We start from the raw sequence: 26,306 nt of genomic DNA, 5'->3' as shown, positions 1-26,306 counted from the left end.
CGCCGTGGCCAATTTTCCACTATTGCAGCGCCATGTTCGATGTTGTGGTAATCGGCGGTGGACACGCCGGGACCGAGGCGGCTGCCGCTTCGGCACGGCGCGGGGCTAAAACCGCGCTCCTTTCCTTCGACCGTCGTACGATCGGCGCCATGTCCTGTAACCCTGCCATTGGCGGCTTGGGCAAGGGGCATATCGTGCGTGAGGTCGACGCGTTCGATGGGTTGATCGGTCGTGCAGCGGACGCAGCCGCGATCCATTATCGTATGCTCAATCGCAGCAAAGGGACCGCCGTCCAAGGCCCACGCGTCCAGGCGGACCGGCGGCGCTATGCTGCGGCGATCCACCACATGCTTTCTGAACAGGCGGACTTGAGCATCGTCGAGGGAGAAGCGGCGGCACTTCATATTGAGCGTGGTCGGATTGCGGGCGTTCGTCTGGCAGATGACACCATCATCGCGTGCCGGGCGGTGGTGCTGGCGACCGGTACGTTTCTGGGTGGTCGGCTGTTCCGGGGGGATGAGCGTGATGCCGGGGGCCGGGTAGGGGAGCGGTCTGCAAGTCGGATGGCCGAGCAGCTCCGAGCCCTTGATCTGCCTATGGCGCGGATGAAGACCGGGACGCCCCCACGACTGGATGGGCGGACGATCGACTGGGCCGCATTGCCAGAACAACCGTCGGACAGTGAACCGTGGACGATGTCGCCTATGAACGGCACGCGCCCGCTTCCCCAGATTGCCTGCGCGATTACGCGGACGACGCCGCATACCCACGCCATCATAGCGGAGGCATTCGATCGGTCCCCGCTATTCACCGGCGCGATCGAAGCCAACGGGCCGCGATATTGCCCATCGATCGAAGACAAGATCAAACGCTTCGCCGACCGCGACAGTCACCAGATCTTTCTGGAGCCCGAGGGTCTGGATGACCCGCTCGTATATCCCAACGGCTTGTCCACCTCGCTGCCGACGGACGTGCAGGAGTCGATGATCGCCAGCATGCCGGGGCTGGAACGCGCCCGGATCACCGTGCCTGGTTATGCCGTGGAATATGACCACATCGATCCGCGTGCGCTGGACGGGCGTTTGGCGTTGCGTGCGATTGACGGCGTATTCTGTGCCGGACAGATTAATGGCACGACGGGGTATGAGGAGGCCGCCGGTCAGGGCTTGATCGCCGGATTGAACGCGGCGGCACATGCCTGTGCCATGGCTCCGGTGATCTTGGATCGTGCGTCCAGCTATATCGGAGTGATGATCGACGACCTCATATTACAGGGCGTAACCGAGCCCTATCGCATGCTCACCGCTCGCGCCGAGTACCGATTGTCGCTTCGCGCGGATAACGCCGAGACGCGCCTCGGGCCGATCGCCAGGGCGTCAGGGTGTCTGAGCCCGGAGCGAGCGGCCCATCAGGCGGATCGGATGCGGCAACGCGAGCAGCTGCAGGATGAGCTATCGGCGATGCGGACTGCGGCCGATCTGGCTCGCCACGGCGCCAGCGTTGCACAGGATGGATCACGGCGTACCGCATATGAATGGCTACGTTTCGAGACCGTGACCTTGGATCACGTCATGAATGGCATGGTCGACGTCGAGCCGGCGGTGATCGCCGAGACGCTCGAGGATGCGCGCTATGCCCCGTATGTGGAACGGCAGGCTGACGAGGTTGCCCGGCTTCGCGCGGACGAAGCGATCATGTTGCCGAGCGACTTGGCCTACGCCACCGTACCGGGGCTTTCACAGGAAATGATCGATCGCCTCTCGCTTGCGCGACCCGCCTCGCTGGCTGCGGCATCGCGTATTCGCGGCATCACTCCAGCTGCGCTGTCTGCGGTATTGCTGCACGCCCGGAAGCGGGCAGCATGACGGAGCAGGATGCACAGGCCTGGATCGCGGCACGTCATGGCGTGGCTGCGGTCGATCGGATCGGGAAATTCCTAGCCATGGTTGCCCATGAAAACGGGCAACAGAATCTGGTCTCCCCTTCTACGCTCGATACGATGTGGTCGCGTCATGCCTTGGATTCGGCCCAGTTGCTGTCTTTCTTGCCCAAGGGTGCCGACCGGTGGATCGATATTGGGACGGGCGGCGGCTTTCCGGGGATGGTAGTGGCACTCGCCTGGGACGGGCATGTTACCTTGGTAGAGCCACGCAAACGCCGCGCGGCTTTTCTCGCGGAATGTGTCGAGCTGTTCGGTATTGGCGACCGCGTAGTGGTGCATGCCAGCAAGATCGAAGCCGTCAACGAACAAGCCGATATAATTTCGGCCCGTGCTGTGGCGACGATCGAAAACCTTTTGCGCGCGGCAGCACACTGCGGCAAACGGGATACGCGGTGGCTGCTCCCGCGTGGCCGCTTTGACGAACGCGATCTGGACGGTCTGCGCCAGAATTGGCAGTTTGTGTTTCACGTGGAACATAGCGTCACCTCGACGGAATCGTCGATCGTGATCCTCGATCGAGTACGTGCCAAATGATCTGTGTCGCTGTAGCCAATCAAAAAGGTGGGGTGGGAAAAACCACTTCAGCAATCAATCTCGGAACGGCTTTGGCCGCAACCGGACTGCATGTTTTGCTGATCGATTTCGATCCCCAGGGAAATGCATCGACCGGGCTGGGCGTCAGCCATGGTGAGCGGGCTTGGTCCAGCTATCACGTGCTTATGGGCGAAGTGGGTGTCGACCAGGCTGTCATGCAGAGCCGGGTGCCACGGCTCGACCTTCTCCCTGCAACCGTGGACCTGTCGGGGGCAGAGATCGAGCTGGTCGATTTTGAGGAGCGCACGCACCGGCTGGATCGCGCAATGCGCGCGTCTTCCGGCCAATGGGATATCGTCTTGATCGATTGTCCGCCCTCACTGGGCTTGTTGACGATCAACGCGATGGTCGCCTCGCACGCATTGTTCGTACCCTTGCAATGCGAGTTTTTTGCGCTGGAAGGTTTGTCGCAGTTGCTGACGACGGTGGAACGCATCCGCGCCCGCTTCAATCCGGGCCTGTCTATCATGGGTGTCGCGTTGACCATGTACGACCGCCGGAATCGCCTGACGGATCATGTCGCGGCAGACGTGCGCGCAGTATTGGGGGGAGTGGTGTTCGAAACCGTGATTCCGCGTAACGTGCGATTATCGGAGGCACCTAGTCATGGCTTGCCGGCGCTGATCTACGATCATCGTTGCGTTGGAAGTCAGGCCTATATCGCCTTGGCCCGTGAACTGATCTCTCGCTTGCCCGCTGCTGCAAAGGCGGCGGCATGAGCACGGAAACGGCCAAGCGCCCGCGTCCCGGCCTCGGCCGCGGCCTGAACGCGTTGCTGGGTGAGATCGCCCGTGAGGCACCGGTCAAGCCGGGGATGGACCAGTCGCAGTCCGGCGTGCGTATGCTGCCCGTTGGTGCCTTGTCGCCCCATCCGGATCAGCCGCGCCGCCGGTTCGATGAAGCGGCACTGGACGAACTTGCGGGATCGATCGCAGCGCGTGGACTGATCCAGCCGATCGTCGTGCGCCCGCATGGCAAAGAATATCAGATCGTCGCTGGAGAGCGACGCTGGCGGGCGGCGCAACGTGCCAGACTGCACGAGGTGCCCGTCGTCGTTCGCGAGTTCAACGACGCCGAGACGCTGGAAATTGCACTTGTCGAGAATATTCAGCGGCAGGATCTGAACGCGATCGAGGAAGCACAAGCCTATCAGCGATTGGCCGGCGAGTTCGGTCACACGCAGGAGGCTCTGGCAAAGATCGTCCACAAATCGCGCAGCCATGTCGCCAATCTGTTGCGCCTGCTGGAACTGCCGGCGAGTGTGCAGGCACAGGTGGTGGATGGATCGCTGTCCATGGGGCATGCACGCGCCTTGCTCGGTGCGCAGGACGTGGAAGGCTTGGCCGATCAGGTGGTAAGCCGTGGCTTGTCTGTTCGGGAAACCGAAAAGCTGACCCGCGAGGCGAAGGGCAGGGCATCGACGAGTGAGGGCCAGCGGGAGGCAGGCGGCGCAACTCGCAACCCCGGCACCGGCGGGACGAGCATGGATTCCCCTGATGCCGATATTGCGGCGCTGGAGAATCAACTTGCTGACCTGCTCGGCCTATCGGTGCGGATCGCGCATTCCGGGGAAGGTGGGACGCTGACCTTGAGCTACTCGACGCTCGATCAACTGGACATGGTGTGCCAGCGACTGACCGGAGAAGGTATTTAGGCGATCAGCCGCGTCGAGCGATGCCTTGGGCGATCACCGTCGCTTCCGCTTCGGCAAGAACCGATCCGGCATTGCCGGGCGCGACAACGGCGCGCTCGGCCGCGCGAATGCGGGCAAGCGCACGGGAGAGCATCATGGGTGTCCACCGGCGTAGCGCACGGGCTGTCTGTGCCTCATCGCGGAAGAAGACGCGGTGACGCTTCATGACGGCATCCACTGGTTCGCCGGTTTCGATCTCGGCCCGCATCTCGGCCAGCGCGACCAGACGGCGGGAAAGGGCGCGTAACCAGGGGATGGGGGAGGCGCCCCCCTCATCCAGCAATGTCAATTCGCCGCCCAGATCGGCGACACGACCCTCGACGACGGCCTCGACCGCCTGGCCCATCTCTGCTTCGCCGAGATCGGCACCCACGGCGTCGAGAGCGTCGTGATCAAGCTCGCGAACGCGATCCGGTGCTGCGTCGAGATACAGTGCCAGCTTTTCCAGTTCCCGCATCAGGACGGAACGGTCGGCCGCGGTTGCATCCACCAACCGCCGGGCAATGCCCGCGACAGGGCGCATCCCCAATTCACCGGCCAGCGTCATGACCATCCGCTCCGCATCGGCGGCGCTTGGCGCGTAACATCCGAATGCCATCGCACGGGGCGAATCGGTCGCCAACTTGACGATGCGGGCGCTGGTCTTGACGCTTGGAGCGATCGCAACGACCGGATTACCGGCACGATCCGCATCCAGCAGCGTCGAAAAGGCCGCCAGGCCCTCTTCACCCACCGCCGTGATACGCACGTAACGCGCCCCACCGAACAGGGACAGCGAGGCGGCTTCATCGGCCAGACGCGCAGGATCGTTCTTCAAGGTCGCGGGATCGAGGTCGATCCGTTCGGCCTCTGGTCCCATCGCCTTGGCTAGGCGATGGGCGAGATCGGCGGCAGTCGCTTCGTCGGGACCGTGTAGGAGGTAGAGGCGGATATCGGGGTTGGGCTTATCCAGTGCCTGACGGATCTGGTTGGGGCTGGCTTTCACGGGGCGGTTGGTTGAGTGCGCGCGTAAGTGGCGAGGCGGGCGACGATCTGGTCGGCGACGATCTCGGAAAGTCGCTCCAGCGCCGTGTTTTCCGCCGCGATCGTGGCATATTCGGACTGCACCACGTCGATCCCCGCATCCGACCCCGCGCTGGCATCGAGCAGCACCGCGTTGTTGCCGGTGTCGATCAATTGATAACGCGCGCGCAGCGTACGCCGCTCCCGCGTCACGCTGTCATCGGCACGCACGCCGAGCCCGCGAATCTGGTCATCGAGACGCACATCGAGACGATAGCGCGCGCCGCCGCTGCCATCACCACCGCCGCCAACCAGCCGGTCGCGCAGGGCGTTGCCGACCAGCCAGCCGGCTTTGCCCTCGATCGGGGCGACCTCGACCTGGGTCAGCGCATTGGCGACCGCGCCGCTGCCGCCGCCGGCATACAGCGGCTTCAGCCCGCAGCCGGCAAGCGTCAGGCTGAGCGCCATCAGGGCAAGGGGGGCTTTCATGCGACGACGTTGACCAAACGGTCAGGCACGACGATGACCTTGCGCGGCGCCTTGCCCTCCAGCAACTGGACGATGCGCTCGGAAGCCAAGGCGGCTTCCTCCAGCCTGTCCTTTGCCATGCCCTTCGGCACGGTCAGGGTATCCCGCAGCTTTCCATTGACCTGGATCGCGATCGTCACCTCGTCCTCCACCAGCAGCGCGGCATCGACGCTGGGCCAGGGCGCATCGGCGATCAGGCCGCCGGTACCGATCGTCGCCCAGGCTTCCTCGGCGAGATGCGGTACCATCGGCGCCACGAGCAGCAACAGGGTGCGGATCGCATCGGTCCGGGTCACGCCTGCCGGTGCCTTTTCCACCGCGTTGACCAGCTCGTATAGCTTGGCCACCGCCTTGTTGAAGGCCAGCGCTTCGATATCCTCGGCCACGCCGGCGATGGTCTGGTGCAGCTTGCGGGCCAGTGCCTTTTCGGGCGCGTCGCTGCCGGTTTCGCCGACATTCTCGAACAGGCGCCACAAACGCTGCACGAAGCGCCACGAGCCCTCGATACCGGCCTCCGACCAGGGGAGATCACGTTCGGGCGGGCTGTCCGACAGCATGAACCAGCGCACCGCGTCGGCGCCATACTGGTCGACGATGGGCTCCGGATCGACTGTGTTCTTCTTGGACTTGGACATCTTCTCGATGCGTCCGACGGTGATCGGCTTGCCGCTGGCGATCTCGATGCCATTCTCGACCTCGGCGGGCGAGAGCCAGCGATTGTCCCACGACTTGTACGTCTCGTGCGTCACCATGCCCTGCGTGAACAGGCCGGCAAAGGGTTCGGCCACGTCGATAAGGCCGATATGTTTCAACGCACGCGTCCAGAAGCGGGCATAGAGCAGATGCAGGATCGCATGCTCGACCCCGCCGATATACTGCCCCACGGGCAGCCAGCGCTCGGCGACCGCACGGTCAAAGGGCCTGTCGTCGGGCTGGCTGGCGAAGCGGATGAAGTACCAGGACGAGTCGACAAAGGTGTCGAGCGTGTCGGTTTCGCGTACCGCATCCTTGCCGCAGGCGGGACAGGCGACGTGCTTCCACGTCGCGTGCCGGTCGAGCGGATTGCCGGGCACGGCAAAGGACACATCCTCGGGCAGGGTGACGGGCAACTGGTCCTTGGGGACCGGAACCGCGCCGCAATCTTGGCAATGGATGATCGGGATCGGCGTGCCCCAGTAGCGCTGGCGGCTGACACCCCAGTCGCGCAGGCGGAACACGGTGGAGCCCTGACCCCAGCCTTCGTTCTCGGCACGGGCGATCACGGCCCGCTTGGCATCCTCGACGCTCATGCCGTCGAGCAGCGCGGAGTTCACGATGGTGCCGGCACCGGTATAGGCGGTATCGCCCTGGAACACCGGATCGGCCGCATCGCCGTCGGCCACGACGCGGCGCACGTCGAGCCCGTATTTGCGCGCGAAATCCAGATCGCGCTGGTCATGCGCCGGCACGCCCATCACCGCGCCGGTGCCGTAATCCATTAGCACGAAGTTGGCGATGTAGACCGGCAGCGCCCATGCGGGATCGAAGGGATGCGCCACGGTGTAGCCGGTGTCGAAGCCCAGCTTCTCCTGCGTTTCCAGCTCGGCAGCCGTGGTGCCGCCTTCCTTGCACCGCTGGATGAACGCGGCGGCGTCGGCATTGCCGGCGGCCAGTGCCTGCGCGACCGGGTGATCCGCGGCGATCGCCACGAAGCTGGCACCGAAAATCGTGTCGGGGCGTGTCGAATATACCTCGATCGGGTCGGCCAGCGGCGCGTTGGGCGCGAAGCGGAAGGTAAGACCCCGGCTGCGGCCGATCCAGTTTTCCTGCATCAGCTTGACCTTGTCGGGCCAGTGATCGAGCGTGGTGAGCCCTTCCAGCAGCTCGTCGCCGAATTGCGTGATCTTCAGGAACCACTGGTTCAGCTTGCGCTTCTCGACGAGCGCGCCCGAGCGCCAGCCGCGACCGTCGATCACCTGCTCGTTGGCGAGCACGGTCATGTCGACCGGGTCCCAGTTGACCGCCGATTCCTTGCGGTAGACGAGGCCCGCCGCCAGCAGGTCGAGGAACAGCGCCTGTTCGTGGCCGTAATAGCTCGGCTCGCAGGTGGCGAGCTCACGCGTCCAGTCGAGCGCGAAGCCGAGCCGCTTCAACTGTGCACGCATCGTGGCGATGTTGTCGCGGGTCCAGCCGCCGGGATGCACGCCCTTTTCCATGGCAGCATTTTCGGCGGGCATGCCGAACGCGTCCCAGCCCATCGGGTGAAGGACCTCATGCCCCGTCATCCGCCGATAGCGCGCCAGCACGTCGCCCATCGTGTAGTTGCGGACATGGCCCATATGGATGCGCCCCGACGGGTAGGGGAACATCTCCAGCACATAGGTGCGCGGCTTTGGACTATGATCGTCGGCGGCAAAGGTACGTCGGTCTTCCCAGACGCGCTGCCACGCCGCATCCGCCTTGAGCGCGTTGAAACGCGAAGCCATGGTCGCCGCTTAGCCCGAAATGGCGCCGCGGCGCAGGTCGCGTGCCTTGGTCAGGATGATGTCTTCCAGCTTCTGCGTGGTTGCCGCCGCGACGGGCGCGGCCACCCACTGGCCCCCGCGGTTCACCTCGCGCAGCGCCGCGACGCGCAGCGCATCGGCACGCAGATCCTGGTCGAGGATGGTGACGGTGACCTTCATCCGCTCGGTCGGGACCTGCGGATTGACGTACCAGTCGGTGACGATGACGCCGCCATTGGAATCGGTCTGCACCAGCGGCATGAAGCTGAGCGCGTCGAGGCTGGCGCGCCACAGATAGCTGTTCACGCCGATCGTGGTGACCTTGGACGCCGCCAGATCGCCCGTGGGCCGATCGCCGCCGCCGGCACAGGCGCCCAGCGACAAGGCGGCAAGAACCGCGAACGCGGTGGCTGAACGGCGAAGCATCGGCAACATCCTGAAATAGGAATAAGGGTTGATACGGCCTCTACAGGGGCGCCGTCACCCCGGCAAGCGGTGGCGGCACCACGCCCTGGCCTGAAGCTGAGGACCCGCATTGTGTGAGTAATGCAACACTCCGACAGATTCGGCCGGGAATCGTATAACTGTCCTCTTGAATGGGATCGCTACCGGGGCATTTCGTGTTAGGCGCATCTTCCACAGGGGAGCTGAGGGGTTCGGTCGTGAAGATCGGTCGGGTGATGATCGGGATTGCTGCGGGAGCGCTGGTCGCTGCCGGTGCGCTCGTCGCGCCCGCGTTCGGCGCCACCGAAGTGCGCAACAAGCTGCCCCCCAAGCGCGCCGGCTTCTCGTTCCGCGGGGGCGCGGGCTTCACGCCGTCGTCGGCCGACCCGCGACTCGCCGCCGTGTTCGCACGCGGCGGGATCGATGCGGGCGACTTCCGTTTCACGCCGGCCGAGACCCAGCGCGGGAATCGCTCGGTCAGCGTCGCGGTAAAGGCGCAGACCACCCGATCCGCCGAAACCAAGGTCGCGGCGGTCACCTCGCCGGTCGTGGGGCTGACGCCGATCTCCTATAATCTGGGCGTCGCTGTCGGCTGGAAGCAGTTTGCGGTGTCCGGCGACGTCAATCGCGTCGATCTGGCGGGCCTGCCCGGCAGCCGCGAGGCCGCCGATGTCGCGGTCAGCTATTCGGGTACGCGCTTCACCGGCCGGGTAAAGGCGATGGCCGACCGGCCGATGCAGAATGGCCCGGCTCTGGTCGACGACATGTCCAGCTATGCGCTGGATGTCGGCGGCTCCTATTCGCTGACCCGCAATCTGGATGTGACGGCGGGCGTGCGGTATCGCTCCGATCGGGAGCGCTTGACGCGCGTCGACGAACGCCGCGACAGCCAGGCCGTCTATCTGGGCACCGCCTTCCGCTTCTGATCGGGGCGGGGCCGCCAGGCGTCGATCGCTGCCCATCCGTGAAATCCGCGCAGGCGCCTGAATCGCCGGGCGTCCATACCGCCTAGGGCGATCCGCGGCAGATCGAGGCGTGCGCCGATTCGCGCGGCCCGCCCCGCGCCCAGCGCGCCTTCGCCCGGATGCGAGCGGGTGGGGTGGACCGGCGAGACGAACAGCATGTCCGCGCCCACGCGCGATGCGATGATCGCCTCGCGGTCGTCATGTGCCGGCCAGGTCGTGAGCCCGGCCGGACAGGGGGCGGCATGACGTCCTTCACCGATCGCGGGGCCACGGGCGACCACCAGCACGAGCCGTCTTGCCCGGGTCAGCCGCCATAGGCGACGCAGCAGCGCGTGGCGGGCGCGGCGCGGAGTGGCATAATGGCGGAACACGACGCCTGATCCGGGCGGCAGCGCGCGGAGTGCCTGCCATAGCGCGTCACCCAGCCGCTCGTCGGTCATCAACCAGGTCACGGGGTATCGGTGGGCCATCGCCCGGCTTATAGCGCGCGGCATGACCGAGGACAGCGCCGGCGCACTTGCCGCCATCACCGACCGTATCGCCCGATCCGCCCGCATCGCCGACCGCCGGCCGGATGCGGTGACGCTGATCGCGATCTCCAAGACGCAAGGCCCCGAAGCGATCCTGCCGCTGCTGGAGGCAGGGCACCGCGTCTTCGGCGAAAATCGCGTGCAGGAGGCGCAGGGCAAATGGCCGGCGCTGCGTGAGGCCTATCCCGATGTCACGCTGCATCTGGTCGGTCAGCTCCAGTCGAACAAGGCGGCGGACGCGGTGGCGTTGTTCGATGCGATCCACAGCGTCGATCGCCCGTCACTGGTGCAGGCGCTGGCCGAGGCGATGGCGCGGCAGGGGCGCCGGCCCGATTGCTTTATCCAGGTGAATATCGGCGAAGAGGCGCAAAAGGGCGGATGTGCCATCGCCGATCTGCCGGCGCTGCTGGCCGGGGCGCAGAGTGCGGGATTGCCGGTGAAAGGATTGATGGCGGTGCCGCCCGCAGGACTGGATGCGGCGCCCTATTTCGCTTTGCTGGCGAAACTGGCGCGGGATCACGGGCTGGAGGGCTTGAGCATGGGAATGAGCGAGGATTTCGAAACCGCGGTGACGATCGGGGCGACGCATGTCCGCATCGGCAGCGCGCTGTTCGGAGTGCGGGCATGAACCATGACGCGCTGCTGTTCGATTTCGACGGCGTCCTGATCGAGAGCGAATATGAGGGCAATCGCCATCTCGCCGAATGGCTGAGCGCCAATGGCCATCCGCATACGCCCGAGGAGGCGATGGCGCATTATATGGGGCTGGCCGGACCCGATTTCGTGTCGGCGATCGAGGCGCGGATCGGTCGTGCCTTGCCCGACAGCTTCCGCGAGGCGCGCGAGGTGGAAAATCGGCGCGTGATGGAGGCGGGTGTGGACGCGGTGGCGGGCGCGGTCGCCTTTGTCCGGTCGCTACCCGCGGACCTGCCCAAGGCGATCGTCTCGTCCAGCCATAGCGACTGGATCGACCGGCATCTGCGCCATATCGGGCTGCGCGACGTGTTCGGGGAGCATGTCTATAGCGGGCGCGAGCATGTCGCCCGCGGCAAGCCGGCGCCCGACCTGTATCTCTATGCCGCCGACCGGCTGGGCGTGCCGATCGGGGCGTGTGCGATCCTGGAGGATTCGCCGGTCGGGGCGACCGGCGCGGTGGCGAGCGGGGCGTTCGTCATCGGCCTGTGCGCCGGGCAACATTGCGGCATCGGCCATGACGCGCGCCTGCGGGCACTGGGCGTACAGGCGATCGCGCATGATTTTGCTGGGGTGCGGGCGGCGCTGGGGCTGCGCGACTGATCGATCGGGGGGAGTGGGGGATGGACGAGGATGAGTTCGAGGGCGACGCGATCGCCGACCTGCTTGCCCGCCCCGGCGCCGCGGCGATCCTGGCGGCCCTGCCGGGGTGCAGCGCCTATCGCGACGATCCCGATGCCGCCATGGTCATCCGCTCCTGCGATCCTCATGCGTTGCAGATCCATGTCGAGGACCGCGCCGGGCATGTCCGTGCCTATCCGCTGCGCGGCCGCTATGTGGTCAGCACCGACGGCCGGCTGCGCGCCGCGATCGCGGCGAACGTCACCGATGGCGACCGCGCGCGGGACGCGGCGGTGCGGCGGATCGCGACCTTCGGCATGGCGGGGCGGATCGAGGCGGGCGACGTCGCCGATCTGGCGGGCGCGATCGACAGCATCGAACGCGGCGTGCTGCCAAAGCTGGCCGATCGCCGGCGGACGACCGCACTGGCGCGCAAATACGGGTCGCCCCGCATCGTCCTGCGCTTCACCGATCACTGGCGCCGGTTGGCGGGAGGCAGCGTTCCGGCCGATATCCTGATCGAGCATGTCGCGTGCCTGCGCGAACTCGGCGAAATCGAGAACGCCCTGGCCGGCACCGAAATCCTGCAACGGCGCGACCATGACCTGTCCCCCTCGGCGCAAGGGGTGCTGTTCACGCAGCGTGCCGCCTTGTGGTTGGACCTGTACGAGCTGCGCCGCGATCCGGCGCATCTCGATCTGGCGCAGCAGGCGGCGGACCGAAGCTGGGCGATCGGCCCCTCGCGCGAATGCCGGGGCGTCCATGGCCGGCTGCGCAAGCTGCGCGAGGACGCCCTATAGCTGGTGGCCGGTGCGGTCGCGCTTGGTGGCGAGATACTGCGCATTGTGCGGATTGGGGGGCAGCTTGTGCGGCACGCGCTCGGCGACGACGATGCCGGCGGCCTCCAGCCCGGCGACCTTGGCGGGGTTGTTGGTCAACAGCCGCACCCTATCCTGCCCCATGAGCGCCAGCATGCGCGCGGCGACGCCGAAGTCCCGCGCATCGATCGCGAAGCCGAGCCGGGTGTTGGCATCGACCGTGTCGAATCCCTGATCCTGCAGACGATAGGCGCGCAGCTTGTTGACCAGGCCGATCCCGCGTCCCTCCTGCCGCAGATAGAGCAGGATGCCCCAGCCCGAGTCGGCGATGGCGTGGATCGCGGCATGAAGCTGGGGCCCGCAATCGCACTTCAGGCTGCCCAGCACGTCGCCGGTCAGGCATTCGCTGTGCAGGCGCACCAGCGGCGGCGCGCCATTCGGCTGGCCGATCAGCAGCGCGACATGCTCGTCCGCGCTTTCGGGCGATCGAAAGGCGACGATCTCGGCATCCTCCGCCCCCGCGACGGGCAGGCGGGCGCGCGTGGCGATGGCGAGGCGGTCGGCATCCTCGTGCGCGTCGATATCGGCTGCGCTGAGCGCAACCTCCGGCGCGGCGGTGCCGCCCAGGAAGAAGGCAGGGAGCAGCCCGGCAATGCGGGCAAGGCGCAGGGCAGCGCTCGCCGGTCGTGCATCGGGCAGGTGCAGCGTGCGATAGGGCCCCTTCAGCGGCGTCGCGAGATCGAGCTGCGGATCGGCCAATGCGGTGGCGGCCGGGAAATCGATCCACGGCGCGCGTTCGACCAGGACCGGCGAATCGGGATCGGCGGCCTCCACCTGGTTGGCCAGCTTCAGCGTCGCGGCGCGCCCCGACGAGATCAGGATGCCCGCGGCCCCCTCGGTATCGAACGCCGCCAGCCGTCCCGGATCGGCGGTTTCCACCGCGAGCAGCGTGATCCCGTCGATCGCGATCGGCCAGCCACGGCGCAGGGCATCGATCGCGCGGGCGGCGGCACGGGCGTCGCTCACCAGTCGAACTCGGTCATGATCGGGATGTGATCCGATGGCTTCAGCCAACTGCGGCACGCCTCGAACACGGTATGTCCGGACGCCTGTGCGGCCACGTCGCGCGTTGCCCACATGTGATCGAGCCGACGACCACGGTCGGAGGCCGCCCAATCCTTCGCGCGGTAGCTCCACCAGGTATAAAGCCGCGTCGGCGCGGGCACGAAGTGGCGGCCGAGGTCGACCCAGTCGTTCGATGCCTGAAGCCGCGCCAGCGTCTCCACCTCGATCGGCGTGTGGCTGACGACGTCGAGCAGTTGCTTGTGGCTCCACACGTCCGATTCGAGCGGCGCGATGTTGAAGTCGCCGGTCAGGATCGTCGGGCAGTCCAGCGCCTGCGACCAATCGATCATGCGGCCGAGAAAATCGAGCTTCTGTCCGAACTTCGGATTCACCTCGCGGTCGGGAACGTCACCGCCGGCCGGGATATAGACATTCTCCAGCCGCACCCCATTGGGCAGTCGCACGCCGACATGGCGGGCTTCCCTGTTCGCCTGCCAGTCCAGCCGGTCGTCCTCGACGATGGGCACCCGCGACAGGATTGCGACGCCGTGGTGCATGCGCTGGCCGTGGATGACGATGTGGCGGTAGCCGAGCGCGCGAAACGCATCGAACGGGAAGTCGCTGTCGATCACCTTCGTTTCCTGAAGGCACAGGATGTCGGGTTCGACCTCGCGCAGGAACTGCTCGACGATGGCGATCCGGAAGCGGACGGAATTGATGTTCCAGGAGACGATCTTCACGCCGATCCATCTAGGCGGGGGCGGGAGAGGGGGCAAGGTTGTGGGGTTCTCGTTCAATCGGCGCGCGCCGCGGGCGAAGCCCGCGTCGTCGGAGGGGCTGCGCCCCCCGGCCGTGCTCGGGGAGCGAGATACGCAGCATGCTCGATCCCTACGCAGAAAGGCCCCCGCTCCGGGGGCATGGAGCGAGGGCCGACCTAGCGTTCGTCACGCAGGCGGGATGTGGTCAACAATCCGGGCAACAGGGGGGAAATCCCGGACGCTCCACAACCGCAAGACCGGTATTAGGCCGACCTACCTGTCGCCCGGATGAATGAAACTGTTGGTTTCCATTCAGTTTTGTCGTCCACCTCTCCGCGGGTCGTTCCAGCGGAACGTACTGTCGCTGACCGGCACGCCGAAGCGCTGGTTCGACAGGCGAATCGTGGTGCGATTATTCTGGCCGTCCAGCGCCACCCAGCCTTGCAGCATCAATCCGGCGGGGGCCGCCGAATCGCGCGCGAAGACCAGCGTGATCCGGCCATATTCGGGATGCTTCGGATCGTTCGCCTCGACCGAGACCAGACGCTGATCCGTCGAAGGCACGATCTTGGCGAACCGCGTGATGTCGCGATCGGGATCGAGCAGCACGCCCAGCGGCGAATTGCGGATCGGCCAGCGCTGCACCTGCCGCACCGAATAGTCGATAAAGGTCAATGCGCCGCCCTCCGCCACGATCAGCAGGGGCACGCCCTTTTCATATTGGAAGCGGATCTTGCCCGGCTTCTTCAGCGTCACCGTGCCGGTCAGCACCTTGCCGGCGCGATCGGTCTGGCTGAAATCGGCGGTCATCGTCGTCACCGACTGAAGGTGCCGCTGGACCGCGGCCAGATCGCCGGTCGCCTGCGCCAGAACGGGGGCGGGCATCAGCGCGACCGCCGCCGCGACGGGGGCGAGGATGGAACGCGAAACGAACATGCATGTCTCCTTGGAGCGGGGGCTTGTCCCATCCGCGTTGAACCGGCTGTGAACTCCCGCGCGTTTTCGGTTGCGGCTACAGTGTGATGGCCGCCTTCATGCCCAGCACCGCCACGTCGTCGGCCGCCGCGACGCCGCCGGGATGATGGATATATTGCAGGTTCGGCCGCATCTCGAGCCAGTCGGCGGGGTGGATGCTGTAATAGACCTCGGCGGCATATTCGGCGCCCTGTACCGCCGGACGGGCGGGATCGAGTCGCTGCCCGGCCGCCACGCGTCCGTTGACGTTGGTACGCGCAATGCCGACACCCAGCACGTCGCCGGGCACATGCGGCACCAGCCCCTTGTAGAACAGGCCGAGGGCCACCTGGTTGTCGGTGACGCTCGTCCGGCGATCCGCCTGCGTGACGTTGGCGAACATCGACAGGCCGTTCATCGCCTTGCCGTCCTTCGACTCGCCGGTAAGCTGCTGCTGCATCGTGAAGTAGACGCCGTAGCGGCTGTCGCGGCGCAGCGGGTCCATGCCGGTGATCGCGATCGGACGGCGGTTCACGTCCAGGAACACGTCGTCGCCATGCTCCGTCGCGATCCAGCCGCCGATCTTGTACGATCCGACATGGCCGTCGTCGCCACCGCGCGACCACCCGCCCTCCACCGGCACCAGCACGCCGGTCGCGCCCTTGAAATGCGCGATGAAGAAGTGGTTTTCCAGGTTGCGCGGATTGATCTCGTACGCCGCGGTCTGCACGTAGAAGTCGCGGGGCAGGTCCACCCGCACGCGCGCCCCCCATTGGCCGATGGGCCAGTTCTGCCAGTAGCTGCCGTTCAGATTGCCGGGCTGGGCGCCGCAAAAGCTGAGATTCATGAAGTGGCAGGAGAAGACCGCGAAGTCCTCGCCCGGATTCGTCCGGCCCAGCTTGATCTCTACCGCAGGGCCGATCTTCTGTTCGTACCAAAGCTGCGTCACGCGCACCGTCTGGCCGCGGCCATAGACTTCCTGCACCTGTTGCAGCGTGCCCAGCCCGGCATCCATTGTCAGGTCGTAGCCGCGGCGCCACGTGACCGTCGCCTGGAACGCACCGCCGCCCAGCCCGATCAGCTTTTCGAGATCGAGCAGCGTGCCGACGTCGAACTGGCCCGTCTCCCGAAACAGCTTTCGCGTGCCGCCAGCGAAATTATAGCCGCTCTCCGACGCGTAGCGCGCGGTCAGGCCGATGCCGCGCCGGCCGAGCCGCGTCCGGATCTCCTGCCAGTCGCCGATCAGCCCGGGCGGCGGCGCGTTCTGCGTATCGGCGGTCAGCGCGGAGGGCGAGGTATCGCGCTGGCGGTTGCGCGGCGATCGGCCGGCGCCCGTGTTCGGCTGGCGCTGCGTGTCCGCGCTGCTCGTCTCGGGCGGTTGCTGCGCGGTTTCGGGGGGCGGTGGGGATGCGCCGACATCGACCTGCTGCGCATGCGCGCTCCCCGTCCATAGCATGCCCGCCAGCACCGCCGCGGCCACACGATCCTTGCGCATTCAGTCCAACCCCGTTTCGAATCCTTGTCCGACCGACAACCGATTGAAGCATGGAAAGGTCCGGCAGCGTTACGATCGTTCCCCGATCAGATCGGATGCCCCTCGGTATCGCGCAGTACCTCGCGCCGGCCGACATGGTCGGGGCGGCTGACGACGCCGTCGGTTTCCATCCGCTCGATCAGGCGCGCCGCCGAGTTGTAGCCGACGCGAAGCTGGCGCTGGAGCCAGGAGGTGGACGCCTTCTGGCTTTCGCAGACGAGCTGGATCGCAGCGCGGTACTGCTGGTCCTCCGCCGAATCCTCGCCGGTGGGCGCACCGTCCAGTGCGAAGCTTTCCGCCGGCTCCTCGGTGACCGACGAGATGTAATCGGGCGATCCTTGCGAGCGCCAGTGATCGGCGACCGCATGCACCTCGTCATCCGAGACGAAGGGGCCGTGGACGCGGACGATGCCCTTGCCGCCGGGCATGTAGAGCATGTCGCCGCGCCCCAGCAGCTGTTCGGCACCCTGTTCGCCCAGAATGGTGCGCGAATCGATCTTGGAGGTGACGTGAAAGGAGATGCGCGTCGGCAGGTTCGCCTTGATGACGCCGGTGATGACGTCGACCGAGGGGCGCTGCGTCGCCATGATCAGGTGGATGCCCGCCGCACGCGCCTTTTGCGCGAGGCGCTGGATCAGGAATTCGACCTCCTTGCCCGCGGTCATCATCAGGTCGGCCAGCTCGTCGACGATGACGACGATCTGCGGCAGCACCTGATAATCGAGCTGCTCCTCCTCGTAGAGCGGCTGGCCGTTCTCGCCATAGCCGGTCTGCACCTTGCGGCCGAGCGGCTGGCCCTTGGCACGCGCCGCGCGCACCTTGTCGTTGAAGCTGGCGAGGCTGCGCACGCCGACCGACGACATCTGGCGGTAGCGGTCCTCCATCGTCTCCACCGCCCATTTCAGCGCGCGCACCGCCTTTGCCGGATCGGTGACGACCGGCGACAGCAGATGGGGGATGTCGTCATACATGCTGAGTTCCAGCATCTTCGGATCGATCATGATCATCCGGCACTGGTCCGGGGTCAGCCGGTAGAGCAGCGACAGGATCATGCAGTTCAGGCCGACCGACTTGCCCGATCCGGTGGTACCCGCGACCAGCAGGTGCGGCATCGGCGCCAGGTCGGCGACGACGGGATCGCCCGCAATGTTCTTGCCTAGGATGATCGGCAGTTGCGCCGCCTGATCCTCGAAGCTTTGCGAGCCGACCAGCTCCTGCAGGCTGACCGATTCGCGCTTGGCATTGGGCAGTTCGATGCCGATGACGTTGCGACCCGGGATCACCGCGACGCGCGCCGAGATGGCGGACATGTTGCGCGCGATGTCGTCGGCCAGCGCGATAACGCGGCTGGCCTTGATGCCGGGCGCGGGTTCCAGCTCGTACATCGTCACGACAGGGCCGGGGCGCACCTCGGTGATCGCGCCCTGCACCTTGAAGTCGTCCAGCACATTTTCGAGCAGGCGGGCGTTGCGCTCCAGCGCGGCCTTGTCGACCGGCCCCGCGGAGGAGGGCGGCGCCTCCACCAGCAGGTCGAGATCGGGCAGCACATAGCTGTCGCGCGGTTCCGCGGGGCCTTGCGCCTTGGCCTTGGCCGGGGCCGGCGCGATCTGGCGATCGGCGATGACGGGGGCGGGACGCGGATCGGCCTCCGCCGGCGCACGCTGCGGCAGGGCGCGGCGCGCCAGCGTCAGTGGCTCCTCGTCATCCTCCTCGTCGCCCATCCACGCGTCCTCGCCGGCCAGTGCATCGGCCCGCGCACGGCGGCGGCGGAAGCGGAAGCGGCGGTCGCCCAGGTCGATCTCCAGGCTGCGGCCCCAGACAAGGATACCGGCCACGGCGAGCGCCAGCCCGATGCCGCGTGCGATCCACAGCGCCGCGACCGGCTCGCCGATAAAGGCCAGCGCCCAGTCGACCGATCCGGCGACGGCCAGGCCGACGATGCCGCCCCAGCCGGCGGGCAGCGCCATCACCGATGCATCGGACACGAAGGCCAAGGCGCTCGCCATCAGCGCAACGCCCAAAGTTGCGCTGCGCAACATGCGGACCCAGCGCCCCAGCGGCAGGTCGCGCCACAGCCGCAGCCCCAGGATCGGGCCGATCGGCAGCAGCAGCGCCACCGCCGGACCGAACAGGCTCAGCGCGACATCGGCGATCCAGGCACCGGGATGACCGACCAGATTGGCGGGTGATGCGCCCGACGCGGTGTTCAGCGCCGGGTCGTTGCCGTGATAGCTGGCCAGCGCCAGGGCAAGGATCGCGGTGGTGACGAAGATCGCGATGGCGGTGACCAGTGCGCCGCTGCGCACCGCGCCCGCCTTCATCGTCTCGCGCCACAATACGGGCTGCGCGCGGCTCGCCATGGTCGAAAACCCCGGATATCCTGAAGAAACGGCGAAAACCATTGCGCGCGGGGGGAGCGGCGTCAAGGGAGCGGCGTTGTAGCGGAGCGCTGCGGGAGGTAGAGCGAGGCATGAACAGCGACGTCATCATCCTGGGCGGCGGTTTGGTGGGTGCGACCCTGGGGGTCGGGCTTGCCGCGCATGGGCTCAACGCGATCATCATCGACCCCGCCGATCCGGCGGTCACGCTGGCGCCCGGCTTCGACGGCCGCGCCTCTGCGGTGGCCAGCGCCAGCGGGCGGATGCTGGATGCGATCGGCATCGGGTCACGGCTCGCCGGCAAGGGCTGCGCGATCCGGCACATCCGGGTCAGCGACGGGCTGGAGCCGGGGGCGCTCGATTTCATTCCCGACGCCGATGACGGTGCGCTCGGCACGATGTTCGAGAACAAGCTGCTGCGCACCGCGATCCATGAGGCCGCAGTGGCGGCGGACGGCGTCGACCTGCGCATGAAGACGCGCGCCACCCATGTCGAGCGCGGCCCCGCCGGCGTGACCGTGACGCTGGATACCGGCGACGTGATCCGTGCGCCGTTGCTGGTCGCGGCGGAGGGGCGCAACTCGCCGACGCGCGAGGCCGCCGGGATCACCGTGGCGCGCTGGAAGTATGATCATGCCGCGATCATCGGTGCCTTCCACCATGAACGTGCCCACGAAAACATCGCGTTCGAAATCTTCTATCCGACCGGTCCCTTCGCGCTGTTGCCGCTGCCCGACGACGAGATCGGCCACCGCTCCGCGATCGTCTGGTCGGTCAAGGGTGCCGATGGTCCGGCGATGCTCAAACTGTCCGACCGCGCCTTTCTGGCGGAGGCGGAAAAGCAGATGGGCGGATTTCTGGGCAAACTCAGCCACGCCTCGCCGCGTGCGAGCTACCCGCTCGGCTTCCACCATGCCGCGCGGGTGACGGCGGAGCGGCTGGTGCTGGTCGGCGACGCCGCGCACGGCATCCACCCGATCGCGGGGCAGGGCCTCAACCTGGGCTTCCGCGACGTGGCCGCCTTGGTCGAGGTGCTGGTGGAGGGCAAGCGCACCGGGCTGGACCTGGGCGATGCCGCGCTGCTGGCGCGCTACCAGCAGTGGCGGGGCCTCGACACGATGATGGTCGCGGTGGCGACCGACGTGCTCAACCGCCTGTTCGGCGTTCCGGGCAGGACGGCGAGCGCGGTACGGCGCTTCGGTATCTCCGCGGTAAATCGCATCCCGCCGCTGAAAGGCCGCTTCATGGCGGAAGCGCGCGGCGAAAGCGGGGAACTGCCCAAGCTGTTGCAGGGCGTGCTGGTTTAGGATCGGCGCGGACGGATTTCGGGGCCGGGACCAGCCTATTTTCAGGTCCTGTCAGAACGGGGCCGGCGCCTTCCACTCGATGGTGATTACCGGTTCGCTGCGATCGCCGCGTTCCAGCGTGACATCGTAAAACAGCTGGCCCGGCCCCTCCGGCATCACCGCAATGGTCCAGGCACCGGGGGCCCGGCCCCGATCCACGACGAAGATGCGGTCCAGCGGCAAGGCCTTGAGCGTGTGGGCCGCACCCCTGGTGCAGGGATTTGGCGCAAATTGCGAGTGGCGGCAAAGGATGCGCTCGGCGCCACCGCGGCGTTGACGATCCTTGAGCCAGCGCAGCGTGGTGGCAGCCGCATCGAGCGCCGCGGCCGGCTGGACATGGGCAAAGCCATCGGCCGGGACCAGGGCGCAATCCTGCGCGATCGCCAGCTCCTCCTGCGGAACCGGCGCGCCGCGGGGATGATCGTCGCTCATCCCGATATAATAGCCATGACGCCGGCAAAGCCCGTCGCCAAAAGGCTCAACGCGCGAATAGAACCGGATGCTGTAATTGTCCGGAAAAGGGGAGTCCCTGAACACCCTGTGCGACACGATGTCGGCGGGCGGCGTGTCAAAGAGGCGGCTTGCCAGTTGTTCGGTCGTAAGATCGGTGACGGGGCGATCGCCGGGGGCGGCTGCAATTTGCGACAACAGCAGCCATGCCAGCACGCCAGCCCCAACCATCGTCAGATTTCCCGAGCCTCTTCCACCAGCATCACGGGAATGCCGTCGCGGATCGGATAGGCGAGGCCGGCGGCTTCGCTCACCAGTTCCTGCGCGGCTTCGTCATGGCGCAGGGGCTGGCGCGTCACCGGACAGACGAGGCGTTCGAGCAGCCAGGGGTCGAGGGTCATTGCCCGTTCCTCATTGCCCTTCCTCATTGCAGCGTCACCCGGTCTTCGCCGTCGTGGCGGCCGAAGAATTGCATCAGCTGGATGATGAGCTCGGCGCGCGTCTCGATATCGCTTGCCTCCAGCAACGCCTGCTTGGCGGCGGAGTCGAAGGGGGCGATCTGAGCGATGCCGTTGACCAGGCTCATATCGTCCAGCCGGCTGACCGCTTCCCAATCGACCGCATAGCCCTGAAGATCGGCGAAGCGGCGCGACTCCATTTCCAGCGACGAACGGCGGGCGATCGACAATTGCTCGTCATCCTCGACCGCCAGCAACTCGGCCTCAACCTGGCGGAAGGGGGTGGATACCTTCAACTCGCGCACGACGCGGAACAGCGCCACGCCCTCCAGGATGATGTTGTAGCGTCCCTCGTCCAGCGCCTCGACCTCGGCGATCTTGCCGACGCAGCCGAGATTGTAGAGCGCCGGCACCTCGCCCTCGCCCGAAGGCTGGATCATCCCGATGCGCCGGTCACGCGCCATCGCATCCGAGACCATGGCACTGTAGCGCGGCTCGAAGATATGCAGCGGCAGGTGCATGCCGGGAAACAGCAGCGCCCCCGGCAGCGGGAAGATCGAAAGCCTGGTCATCCGAACAGGATCGCCGACAGCCGCCGGCGCTGTTGCGAAACCCAGGGGTCGGTCATCCCCACCACCTCGAACAGCTTCAGGAGCTGCTGGCGCGCGGCGTCCTCGTTCCATGTCCGGTCGGCGGCGACGATGTGGAGCAGATTGTCCGCCGCGCCGTCGCGGTCGCCCGCGGCCATCTGGGCATTGGCGAGTGCGAAGCGCTTTTCATGATCGTCCGGGTTGGCCTGCACATCGGCGGCCAGCCCGGCATGGTCCGCCACCGGCGGCGCGGAGCGGGCAAGGGCCAGCGTCGCCTGCGCCCGCTGGATGCCGGCATCCTTGGCCAGTTCCTCGGGCAACGCGGCGATCGCGGCTTCCGCCTCGTCGTTGCGGCCGGCCGCGACCAGCGCGCGGATGCGGCCGGACAGGACGGCGGGATGCTCGGGCGCCATCTCGACCAGCTGGTCGAAGATCGCCAGCGCACGCTCGGCATCGCCCTCGCCCAGCACCTCTTCGGCCATGGCGATCAGCGGTTCCAGTTCGGCCTCAGCCTCGCCCGCCTCGGACTGGATCGGCAACTGGCGCAGCAACTGGTCCAGCATGGTACGCAGCGCGCTTTCGGTGCGCGCGCTGGTCAGGTCGGCAACCAACTGACCCTGGAACATCGCGTACACGGTCGGGATCGAACGGATCTGGAATTGCGTGGCGATGAACTGGTTCTTGTCGGTATCGACCTTGGCCAGCACCACGCCCTTGTCGGCATAGGCGGCGGCGACCTTTTCCAGGATCGGGGTCAGCGCCTTGCACGGCCCGCACCATTCCGCCCAGAAATCCAGGATCACCAGCTTCGTCATCGACGGTTCGACGACGTCGTGGCGGAACGCGGTGACCGCGTCCTTCTCGGCGGCGGACATTCCCAAGGTGGCCAAGTGCAACTCCTGTTCTTCTTGTGCGCCTATGTGGGCGCTTCGTGCGATCAATGGAAGTCCCGCGACTTCGGCAACAGACGGGTATCGCGGGGATGGGCGGCGCGCGGGTCGGGGCTGCGCGTATAGACCGGGCGCAGCACGCCGTCGGCACGTGCGATCGGCGGCGTCATCGGCTGGCCGTCGGACAGGCGGGCAAGCTCGTCGCTGCGATCGTCGACGCGCACCGTCATCAGGTGGATCACCCCTTCCTCGCTGCGCTGGATCACCCCGTGCAGCACCATCAGCCGCGCCGCCATCACCGCACGCCGGTTCGCCTCGAAATCACGCGCCCACATCAGCGCATTGACGATCCCCGTCTCATCCTCGATCGTGACGAATATCGCATTGCCCTTGCCGGGGCGCTGGCGGACCAGGACCACGCCGGCCACCCGGGCGCGAGTGCCATCGCGCATCGCCTCCGCATCGCGGCAGGACAGCACGCCCTCGGCCGCGAAAAGCGGGCGGAGAAACGCCATCGGATGTCCTTTGAGCGAGAGGCGGGTGGCGCGGTAGTCGTTCGCGACCTGCTCGGCGAGGGGCATGGGCGGCAGCTTCGCATCGGGTTCGGGGGCAAGTTCGGGCGCCTCCATCGCGGCGAAGAGGGGAAGCTGCCTGGGTGGCGTGCGTCGCGCCTCCCACAGGCCGGTACGGCGATCGCGCCCCAGCGAGCGATAGGCATCGGCATCCGCAAGCAGGGTCAGGGCGCGTTGCGGCAGGCCGGCGCGCGCGGCGAGATCCTCGATCGCGGCGTAAGGGGCATGCGCGACGATCTGCGCCGCCCAGGCTTCGCGGAACCCGTCGATCTGGCGGAAGCCCAGGCGGAGTGCGAAGTCTTCGAGTGTATTGTCCCACGTGCTGGCGTTCACATCGACCGGATGGACCTTTACCCCATGCTGGATCGCATCGCGGACCAGTTGGGCCGGCGCGTAGAAACCCATCGGTTGCGAGTTGAGGATCGCACAGGCGAACACCGCCGGATGGAAGCATTTGATCCACGACGAGACATAGACCAGCCGGGCGAAGGACAGGGCATGGCTTTCGGGAAAGCCGTAGGAGCCGAACCCTTCGATCTGCTTGTAGCAGCGTTCGGCAAAGTCGCGGGGATAGCCGCGGTTCACCATGCCTTCGACCAGCTTGGCTTCGAAATTCTGGATGCCTTCGGTCCGTTTGAAGGTCTGCATCGCCTTGCGCAGCAGATTGGCTTCCTCGGGTGTGAACTTGGCGGCGACGATGGCGAGCTTCATCGCCTGTTCCTGGAACAGCGGCACGCCGAAGGTCTTGCCCAGCAATTGTTCGAGCTCGTTTGCCGGGCCGTGATCGGGGTGGGGCGAAGGATAGATCACCGCTTCCTTGCCCGAGCGGCGGCGCAAATAGGGATGCACCATGTCGCCCTCGATCGGCCCCGGCCGCACGATCGCCACCTGAATGACGAGGTCGTACAACTCCTTTGGCTTCAGGCGCGGCAGCATGTTGATCTGTGCACGGCTTTCCACCTGGAAGACGCCGATGCTGTCGCCCTTTTGCAGCATGGCATAGACGCGCGGGTCTTCGTCCACGGCGACAGCGTTCAATTCGTGACGGCCGAGACCGTGATGCTCCATCAGGTCGAACGCCTTGCGGATGCAGGTCAGCATGCCGAGCGCCAGGATGTCGACCTTCATGATCTTCAGTTCGTCGATATCGTCCTTGTCCCATTCGATAAAGGTGCGGTCCTCCATCGCGCCGTTATGGATCGGCACCGTTTCGTCCAGCCGGCCCTGGGTCAACACGAAGCCGCCGACATGCTGCGACAGGTGACGCGGAAAGCGCAGCAGCGCATCGACACTGGTGCGCAGTCGCGCAATCTCGGGATTGTCGAGGCTGAAGCCGGTTTCCTTGAATCGCCTTTCCTCGAAATGATCGGCGAAGCTGCCCCAGACGGTGCTGGTCAGCCGCTGGGTCACGTCTTCGGTCAGGCCCAGCGCCTTGCCCGCCTCGCGCACCGCACTTTTGGGGCGGTAATGGATCACCGTCGCGGCAATGGCGGCGCGATGCCGGCCGTAACGGCGATAGATATATTGCATCACCTCCTCACGCCGCTCATGCTCAAAATCGATATCGATATCGGGCGGCTCGTCGCGCTTGCTCGATACGAAGCGCGAAAACAGCAGGTCGTGCTTCATGGGGTCGACCGAGGTCACGCCGAGCAGCCAACAGACGGCCGAATTGGCCGCCGATCCGCGGCCCTGGCACAGGATCGGCGGCGTGCAATGTTCACGCGCGAAATGCACGATGTCGTGCACGGTCAGGAAATAATGCGCATATTGCCGCTCGGCGATCAGCGGCAGTTCCTCGTCCAGCATGGCCTGCAGTCTGGGGGGGATGCCGTCAGGGAAGCGCGCAAGGGCCGCCTGACAGGTGATGTGTTCCAGCCAGCCCTGTGCGCTCCAGCCATCGGGGACCGGCTCATGCGGATATTCGTAGGAGAGCTGGTCCAGCGTGAAGTCGATGCGCTCCAGTATCGCCATGCTTTCGCTCAGCGCCTGGGGCTGGTCGGCGAACAGGCGCGCCATTTCGATCGCGGGCTTCAGGTGGCGCTCGGCATTGGCGGCCAGGCGGCGGCCGGCGCGCTGTATGGTGATGCCGTCGCGAATGCAGGTCAGCACGTCATGCAACGACCGGTCGGCCGGTTCCGCATAGAGCGCATCGGTGGTGGCGAGCAGCGGTATTCCCATCGATCCTGCCAGTCGCGCCAGCCGCGTCAGGCGGCGCCGGTCGCTGCCGGCACGCGGCATGCTGATGCCCAGCCATATCTGCCCCGGCGCGGCGTCACGCAGCAGGCGCAGCGTTTGCGCCAGCGCCGGATCGGCGCGGATCGGAGGCAGCATGACGTCAGGCATCGGCTCGACCGGGCGTGCGCTCGAATATGGCAGCACGATCAGCAGCATATCGTCCAGATGGCGCATCAGGTCGCCCAGCCCGAGGATGCATCCCCCTTTGCGCGCGCGCAGGTTTCCGGCGGTCAGCAGCCGTGTCAGCCGTGCCCAGCCGGCACGGGTGGCGGGATAGGCGACGATGTCCTGCGTGCCATCCGCGAACACCAGTCGCGCGCCGACGACCAGGCGAAAGGGAAGTTCGGGCGCCCCGATCGCGGCAGCGCCCTGGCGGGCCAGCCGCATCGCCTTGTGCGCGCGCACCACGCCGGCCACGGTGTTGCGATCGGCGATGCCCAGACCGTCGAGTTCCAGCGCAACCGCCTGACCCACCATGTCTTCGCCGTGACTGGCCCCGTCCAGGAACGAGAAGTTCGTCGCCGCGACCAGTTCGGCAAAGCGGGGCGGGTCGGGTGTCATGCAAACAGGCCGTGCACGTACCAGCGGGGGCGTTCGGTTTCGCTGTAAAGACCGTGGCGGAAGATCCAGAAGCGACGGCCGCGCACATCCTCCACACGGTAATAGTCGCGCGTCGGGATCGCCTGCTGCCGGCGCCACCACTCGCCCGCTATCCGCTCCGGTCCCTCGGCCCGCGCCACATCATGCAACCGCCGCCGCC

General features: G+C 66.6%; 24 protein-coding genes and 1 pseudogene. 9 read left to right on the top strand and 16 right to left on the bottom strand.

Annotated elements, in window-relative coordinates:
• Nucleotides 1-32 precede the first annotated feature (32 nt).
• The 4 genes from mnmG to OXR08_RS04595 are packed head-to-tail and all read left to right on the top strand — an operon-like array spanning nucleotide 33 to nucleotide 4,190.
• Nucleotides 33-1,865, top strand: a complete 1,833-nt coding sequence (gene mnmG, locus OXR08_RS04610) for a tRNA uridine-5-carboxymethylaminomethyl(34) synthesis enzyme MnmG (RefSeq protein WP_267348072.1) — start codon at nucleotides 33-35, stop codon at nucleotides 1,863-1,865.
• The gene (gene rsmG, locus OXR08_RS04605; protein ID WP_267348070.1) at nucleotides 1,862-2,476 is read left to right on the top strand and encodes a 16S rRNA (guanine(527)-N(7))-methyltransferase RsmG; all 615 of its coding nucleotides are present in this window, start codon (nucleotides 1,862-1,864) and stop codon (nucleotides 2,474-2,476) included. Before mnmG ends, rsmG begins: the two co-directional genes overlap by 4 nt.
• Nucleotides 2,473-3,255, top strand: a complete 783-nt coding sequence (locus OXR08_RS04600; RefSeq protein WP_112383898.1) for a ParA family protein — start codon at nucleotides 2,473-2,475, stop codon at nucleotides 3,253-3,255. Before rsmG ends, OXR08_RS04600 begins: the two co-directional genes overlap by 4 nt.
• Complete coding sequence (locus OXR08_RS04595) at nucleotides 3,252-4,190, top strand: ParB/RepB/Spo0J family partition protein (protein WP_267348066.1); 939 nt, start codon at nucleotides 3,252-3,254, stop codon at nucleotides 4,188-4,190. The genes OXR08_RS04600 and OXR08_RS04595 overlap by 4 nt, the downstream gene beginning before the upstream one ends.
• 4 nt (nucleotides 4,191-4,194) lie before the next feature.
• Here the strand turns inward: OXR08_RS04595 and holA are convergent, their stop codons facing one another.
• The 4 genes from holA to OXR08_RS04575 are packed head-to-tail and all read right to left on the bottom strand — an operon-like array spanning nucleotide 4,195 to nucleotide 8,668.
• Nucleotides 4,195-5,214 (bottom strand): DNA polymerase III subunit delta, encoded by a 1,020-nt coding sequence (holA, locus tag OXR08_RS04590; RefSeq protein WP_267348064.1) that lies wholly within the window; start codon nucleotides 5,212-5,214, stop codon nucleotides 4,195-4,197.
• Nucleotides 5,211-5,720 carry an LPS assembly lipoprotein LptE gene (lptE, locus tag OXR08_RS04585; protein WP_149681385.1) on the bottom strand — a complete coding sequence of 170 codons (510 nt, stop codon included), beginning with the start codon at nucleotides 5,718-5,720 and terminating at the stop codon, nucleotides 5,211-5,213. The genes holA and lptE overlap by 4 nt, the downstream gene beginning before the upstream one ends.
• Nucleotides 5,717-8,224 (bottom strand): leucine--tRNA ligase, encoded by a 2,508-nt coding sequence (leuS, locus tag OXR08_RS04580; RefSeq protein ID WP_267348060.1) that lies wholly within the window; start codon nucleotides 8,222-8,224, stop codon nucleotides 5,717-5,719. The genes lptE and leuS overlap by 4 nt, the downstream gene beginning before the upstream one ends.
• A 9-nt stretch (nucleotides 8,225-8,233) precedes the next feature.
• Complete coding sequence (locus OXR08_RS04575; protein ID WP_112383938.1) at nucleotides 8,234-8,668, bottom strand: DUF3576 domain-containing protein; 435 nt, start codon at nucleotides 8,666-8,668, stop codon at nucleotides 8,234-8,236.
• 236 nt (nucleotides 8,669-8,904) lie between these two features.
• Here OXR08_RS04575 and OXR08_RS04570 point away from each other — a divergent pair, with 236 nt between their 5' ends.
• Nucleotides 8,905-9,612 (top strand): porin, encoded by a 708-nt coding sequence (locus OXR08_RS04570; RefSeq protein ID WP_346731889.1) that lies wholly within the window; start codon nucleotides 8,905-8,907, stop codon nucleotides 9,610-9,612.
• Here the strand turns inward: OXR08_RS04570 and OXR08_RS04565 are convergent.
• The gene (locus OXR08_RS04565) at nucleotides 9,585-10,121 is read right to left on the bottom strand and encodes a thiamine phosphate synthase (protein ID WP_267348057.1); all 537 of its coding nucleotides are present in this window, start codon (nucleotides 10,119-10,121) and stop codon (nucleotides 9,585-9,587) included. The two genes, OXR08_RS04570 and OXR08_RS04565, sit on opposite strands and share 28 nt — an antisense overlap.
• Nucleotides 10,122-10,143: 22 nt before the next feature.
• Between OXR08_RS04565 and OXR08_RS04560 the strand changes: the two genes are divergently transcribed.
• The 3 genes from OXR08_RS04560 to OXR08_RS04550 are packed head-to-tail and all read left to right on the top strand — an operon-like array spanning nucleotide 10,144 to nucleotide 12,295.
• Nucleotides 10,144-10,809: a YggS family pyridoxal phosphate-dependent enzyme gene (locus OXR08_RS04560; RefSeq protein ID WP_267348055.1), complete on the top strand. Its 666-nt coding sequence runs from the start codon at nucleotides 10,144-10,146 to the stop codon at nucleotides 10,807-10,809.
• A complete protein-coding gene (locus OXR08_RS04555; protein ID WP_267348053.1) occupies nucleotides 10,806-11,477 on the top strand; it encodes an HAD family phosphatase in 672 nt (223 codons plus the stop codon). The genes OXR08_RS04560 and OXR08_RS04555 overlap by 4 nt, the downstream gene beginning before the upstream one ends.
• Nucleotides 11,478-11,497: 20 nt before the next feature.
• Entirely contained in the window at nucleotides 11,498-12,295 is a 798-nt protein-coding gene (locus tag OXR08_RS04550) for a hypothetical protein (RefSeq protein ID WP_112383891.1), read from the top strand.
• On the opposite strand, the gene ribA is transcribed toward OXR08_RS04550, so the two are convergent.
• The 5 genes from ribA to OXR08_RS04525 form a co-directional block, all read right to left on the bottom strand.
• A complete protein-coding gene (ribA, locus tag OXR08_RS04545) occupies nucleotides 12,290-13,342 on the bottom strand; it encodes a GTP cyclohydrolase II (protein ID WP_267348236.1) in 1,053 nt (350 codons plus the stop codon). The genes OXR08_RS04550 and ribA overlap by 6 nt on opposite strands.
• Complete coding sequence (locus OXR08_RS04540) at nucleotides 13,336-14,118, bottom strand: exodeoxyribonuclease III (protein ID WP_112383890.1); 783 nt, start codon at nucleotides 14,116-14,118, stop codon at nucleotides 13,336-13,338. The genes ribA and OXR08_RS04540 overlap by 7 nt, the downstream gene beginning before the upstream one ends.
• Nucleotides 14,119-14,448: 330 nt before the next feature.
• The gene (locus OXR08_RS04535; protein ID WP_267348049.1) at nucleotides 14,449-15,072 is read right to left on the bottom strand and encodes an outer membrane lipoprotein carrier protein LolA; all 624 of its coding nucleotides are present in this window, start codon (nucleotides 15,070-15,072) and stop codon (nucleotides 14,449-14,451) included.
• Nucleotides 15,073-15,148: 76 nt separating this feature from the next.
• Complete coding sequence (locus OXR08_RS04530; RefSeq protein ID WP_267348047.1) at nucleotides 15,149-16,585, bottom strand: carbohydrate porin; 1,437 nt, start codon at nucleotides 16,583-16,585, stop codon at nucleotides 15,149-15,151.
• 86 nt (nucleotides 16,586-16,671) lie between these two features.
• Nucleotides 16,672-18,984 (bottom strand): DNA translocase FtsK, encoded by a 2,313-nt coding sequence (locus OXR08_RS04525; protein WP_112383887.1) that lies wholly within the window; start codon nucleotides 18,982-18,984, stop codon nucleotides 16,672-16,674.
• Between the two features lie 110 nt (nucleotides 18,985-19,094).
• Here OXR08_RS04525 and OXR08_RS04520 point away from each other — a divergent pair, with 110 nt between their 5' ends.
• Nucleotides 19,095-20,309 (top strand): UbiH/UbiF/VisC/COQ6 family ubiquinone biosynthesis hydroxylase, encoded by a 1,215-nt coding sequence (locus OXR08_RS04520; RefSeq protein WP_267348044.1) that lies wholly within the window; start codon nucleotides 19,095-19,097, stop codon nucleotides 20,307-20,309.
• A gap of 51 nt (nucleotides 20,310-20,360) precedes the next feature.
• Here the strand turns inward: OXR08_RS04520 and OXR08_RS04515 are convergent, their stop codons facing one another.
• The 6 genes and pseudogenes from OXR08_RS04515 to OXR08_RS04490 all read right to left on the bottom strand — a co-directional run.
• Complete coding sequence (locus tag OXR08_RS04515; protein WP_267348042.1) at nucleotides 20,361-21,014, bottom strand: hypothetical protein; 654 nt, start codon at nucleotides 21,012-21,014, stop codon at nucleotides 20,361-20,363.
• Between the two features lie 17 nt (nucleotides 21,015-21,031).
• Nucleotides 21,032-21,199, bottom strand: a complete 168-nt coding sequence (locus OXR08_RS04510; RefSeq protein ID WP_149681375.1) for a Trm112 family protein — start codon at nucleotides 21,197-21,199, stop codon at nucleotides 21,032-21,034.
• Nucleotides 21,200-21,222: 23 nt separating this feature from the next.
• Entirely contained in the window at nucleotides 21,223-21,828 is a 606-nt protein-coding gene (locus OXR08_RS04505) for an LON peptidase substrate-binding domain-containing protein (protein WP_112383883.1), read from the bottom strand.
• Nucleotides 21,825-22,721, bottom strand: a complete 897-nt coding sequence (locus OXR08_RS04500; protein ID WP_267348234.1) for a tetratricopeptide repeat protein — start codon at nucleotides 22,719-22,721, stop codon at nucleotides 21,825-21,827. Before OXR08_RS04500 ends, OXR08_RS04505 begins: the two co-directional genes overlap by 4 nt.
• A gap of 62 nt (nucleotides 22,722-22,783) precedes the next feature.
• Nucleotides 22,784-26,107: an error-prone DNA polymerase gene (locus OXR08_RS04495; RefSeq protein ID WP_267348038.1), complete on the bottom strand. Its 3,324-nt coding sequence runs from the start codon at nucleotides 26,105-26,107 to the stop codon at nucleotides 22,784-22,786.
• Nucleotides 26,104-26,306: pseudogene (locus OXR08_RS04490) on the bottom strand (DNA polymerase Y family protein); the annotation flags it as partial. The pseudogene OXR08_RS04490 and the gene OXR08_RS04495, both read right to left, overlap by 4 nt.

It is taken from the genome of Sphingomonas sp. GM_Shp_2, from assembly GCF_026540875.1.
Lineage (GTDB): Bacteria > Pseudomonadota > Alphaproteobacteria > Sphingomonadales > Sphingomonadaceae > Sphingomonas > Sphingomonas carotinifaciens.
Note: the sequence above shows the minus strand (reverse complement) of the source record. Positions and strands in the feature narration are given on the sequence as shown.

Excerpts from the sequence above, each read along its gene's own strand:
- mnmG (WP_267348072.1), top strand. The coding sequence starts at position 33 with ATGTTCGATGTTGTGGTAATCGGCGGTGGACACGCCGGGACCGAGGCG.
- rsmG (WP_267348070.1), top strand. The coding sequence starts at position 1,862 with ATGACGGAGCAGGATGCACAGGCCTGGATCGCGGCACGTCATGGCGTG.
- OXR08_RS04600 (WP_112383898.1), top strand. The coding sequence starts at position 2,473 with ATGATCTGTGTCGCTGTAGCCAATCAAAAAGGTGGGGTGGGAAAAACC.
- OXR08_RS04595 (WP_267348066.1), top strand. The coding sequence starts at position 3,252 with ATGAGCACGGAAACGGCCAAGCGCCCGCGTCCCGGCCTCGGCCGCGGC.
- lptE (WP_149681385.1), bottom strand. The coding sequence starts at position 5,720 with ATGAAAGCCCCCCTTGCCCTGATGGCGCTCAGCCTGACGCTTGCCGGC.
- leuS (WP_267348060.1), bottom strand. The coding sequence starts at position 8,224 with ATGGCTTCGCGTTTCAACGCGCTCAAGGCGGATGCGGCGTGGCAGCGC.
- OXR08_RS04575 (WP_112383938.1), bottom strand. The coding sequence starts at position 8,668 with ATGCTTCGCCGTTCAGCCACCGCGTTCGCGGTTCTTGCCGCCTTGTCG.
- OXR08_RS04565 (WP_267348057.1), bottom strand. The coding sequence starts at position 10,121 with ATGGCCCACCGATACCCCGTGACCTGGTTGATGACCGACGAGCGGCTG.
- OXR08_RS04560 (WP_267348055.1), top strand. The coding sequence starts at position 10,144 with ATGACCGAGGACAGCGCCGGCGCACTTGCCGCCATCACCGACCGTATC.
- OXR08_RS04555 (WP_267348053.1), top strand. The coding sequence starts at position 10,806 with ATGAACCATGACGCGCTGCTGTTCGATTTCGACGGCGTCCTGATCGAG.
- OXR08_RS04550 (WP_112383891.1), top strand. The coding sequence starts at position 11,498 with ATGGACGAGGATGAGTTCGAGGGCGACGCGATCGCCGACCTGCTTGCC.
- OXR08_RS04535 (WP_267348049.1), bottom strand. The coding sequence starts at position 15,072 with ATGTTCGTTTCGCGTTCCATCCTCGCCCCCGTCGCGGCGGCGGTCGCG.
- OXR08_RS04530 (WP_267348047.1), bottom strand. The coding sequence starts at position 16,585 with ATGCGCAAGGATCGTGTGGCCGCGGCGGTGCTGGCGGGCATGCTATGG.
- OXR08_RS04525 (WP_112383887.1), bottom strand. The coding sequence starts at position 18,984 with ATGGCGAGCCGCGCGCAGCCCGTATTGTGGCGCGAGACGATGAAGGCG.
- OXR08_RS04520 (WP_267348044.1), top strand. The coding sequence starts at position 19,095 with ATGAACAGCGACGTCATCATCCTGGGCGGCGGTTTGGTGGGTGCGACC.
- OXR08_RS04510 (WP_149681375.1), bottom strand. The coding sequence starts at position 21,199 with ATGACCCTCGACCCCTGGCTGCTCGAACGCCTCGTCTGTCCGGTGACG.
- OXR08_RS04505 (WP_112383883.1), bottom strand. The coding sequence starts at position 21,828 with ATGACCAGGCTTTCGATCTTCCCGCTGCCGGGGGCGCTGCTGTTTCCC.
- OXR08_RS04500 (WP_267348234.1), bottom strand. The coding sequence starts at position 22,721 with ATGTCCGCCGCCGAGAAGGACGCGGTCACCGCGTTCCGCCACGACGTC.
- OXR08_RS04495 (WP_267348038.1), bottom strand. The coding sequence starts at position 26,107 with ATGACACCCGACCCGCCCCGCTTTGCCGAACTGGTCGCGGCGACGAAC.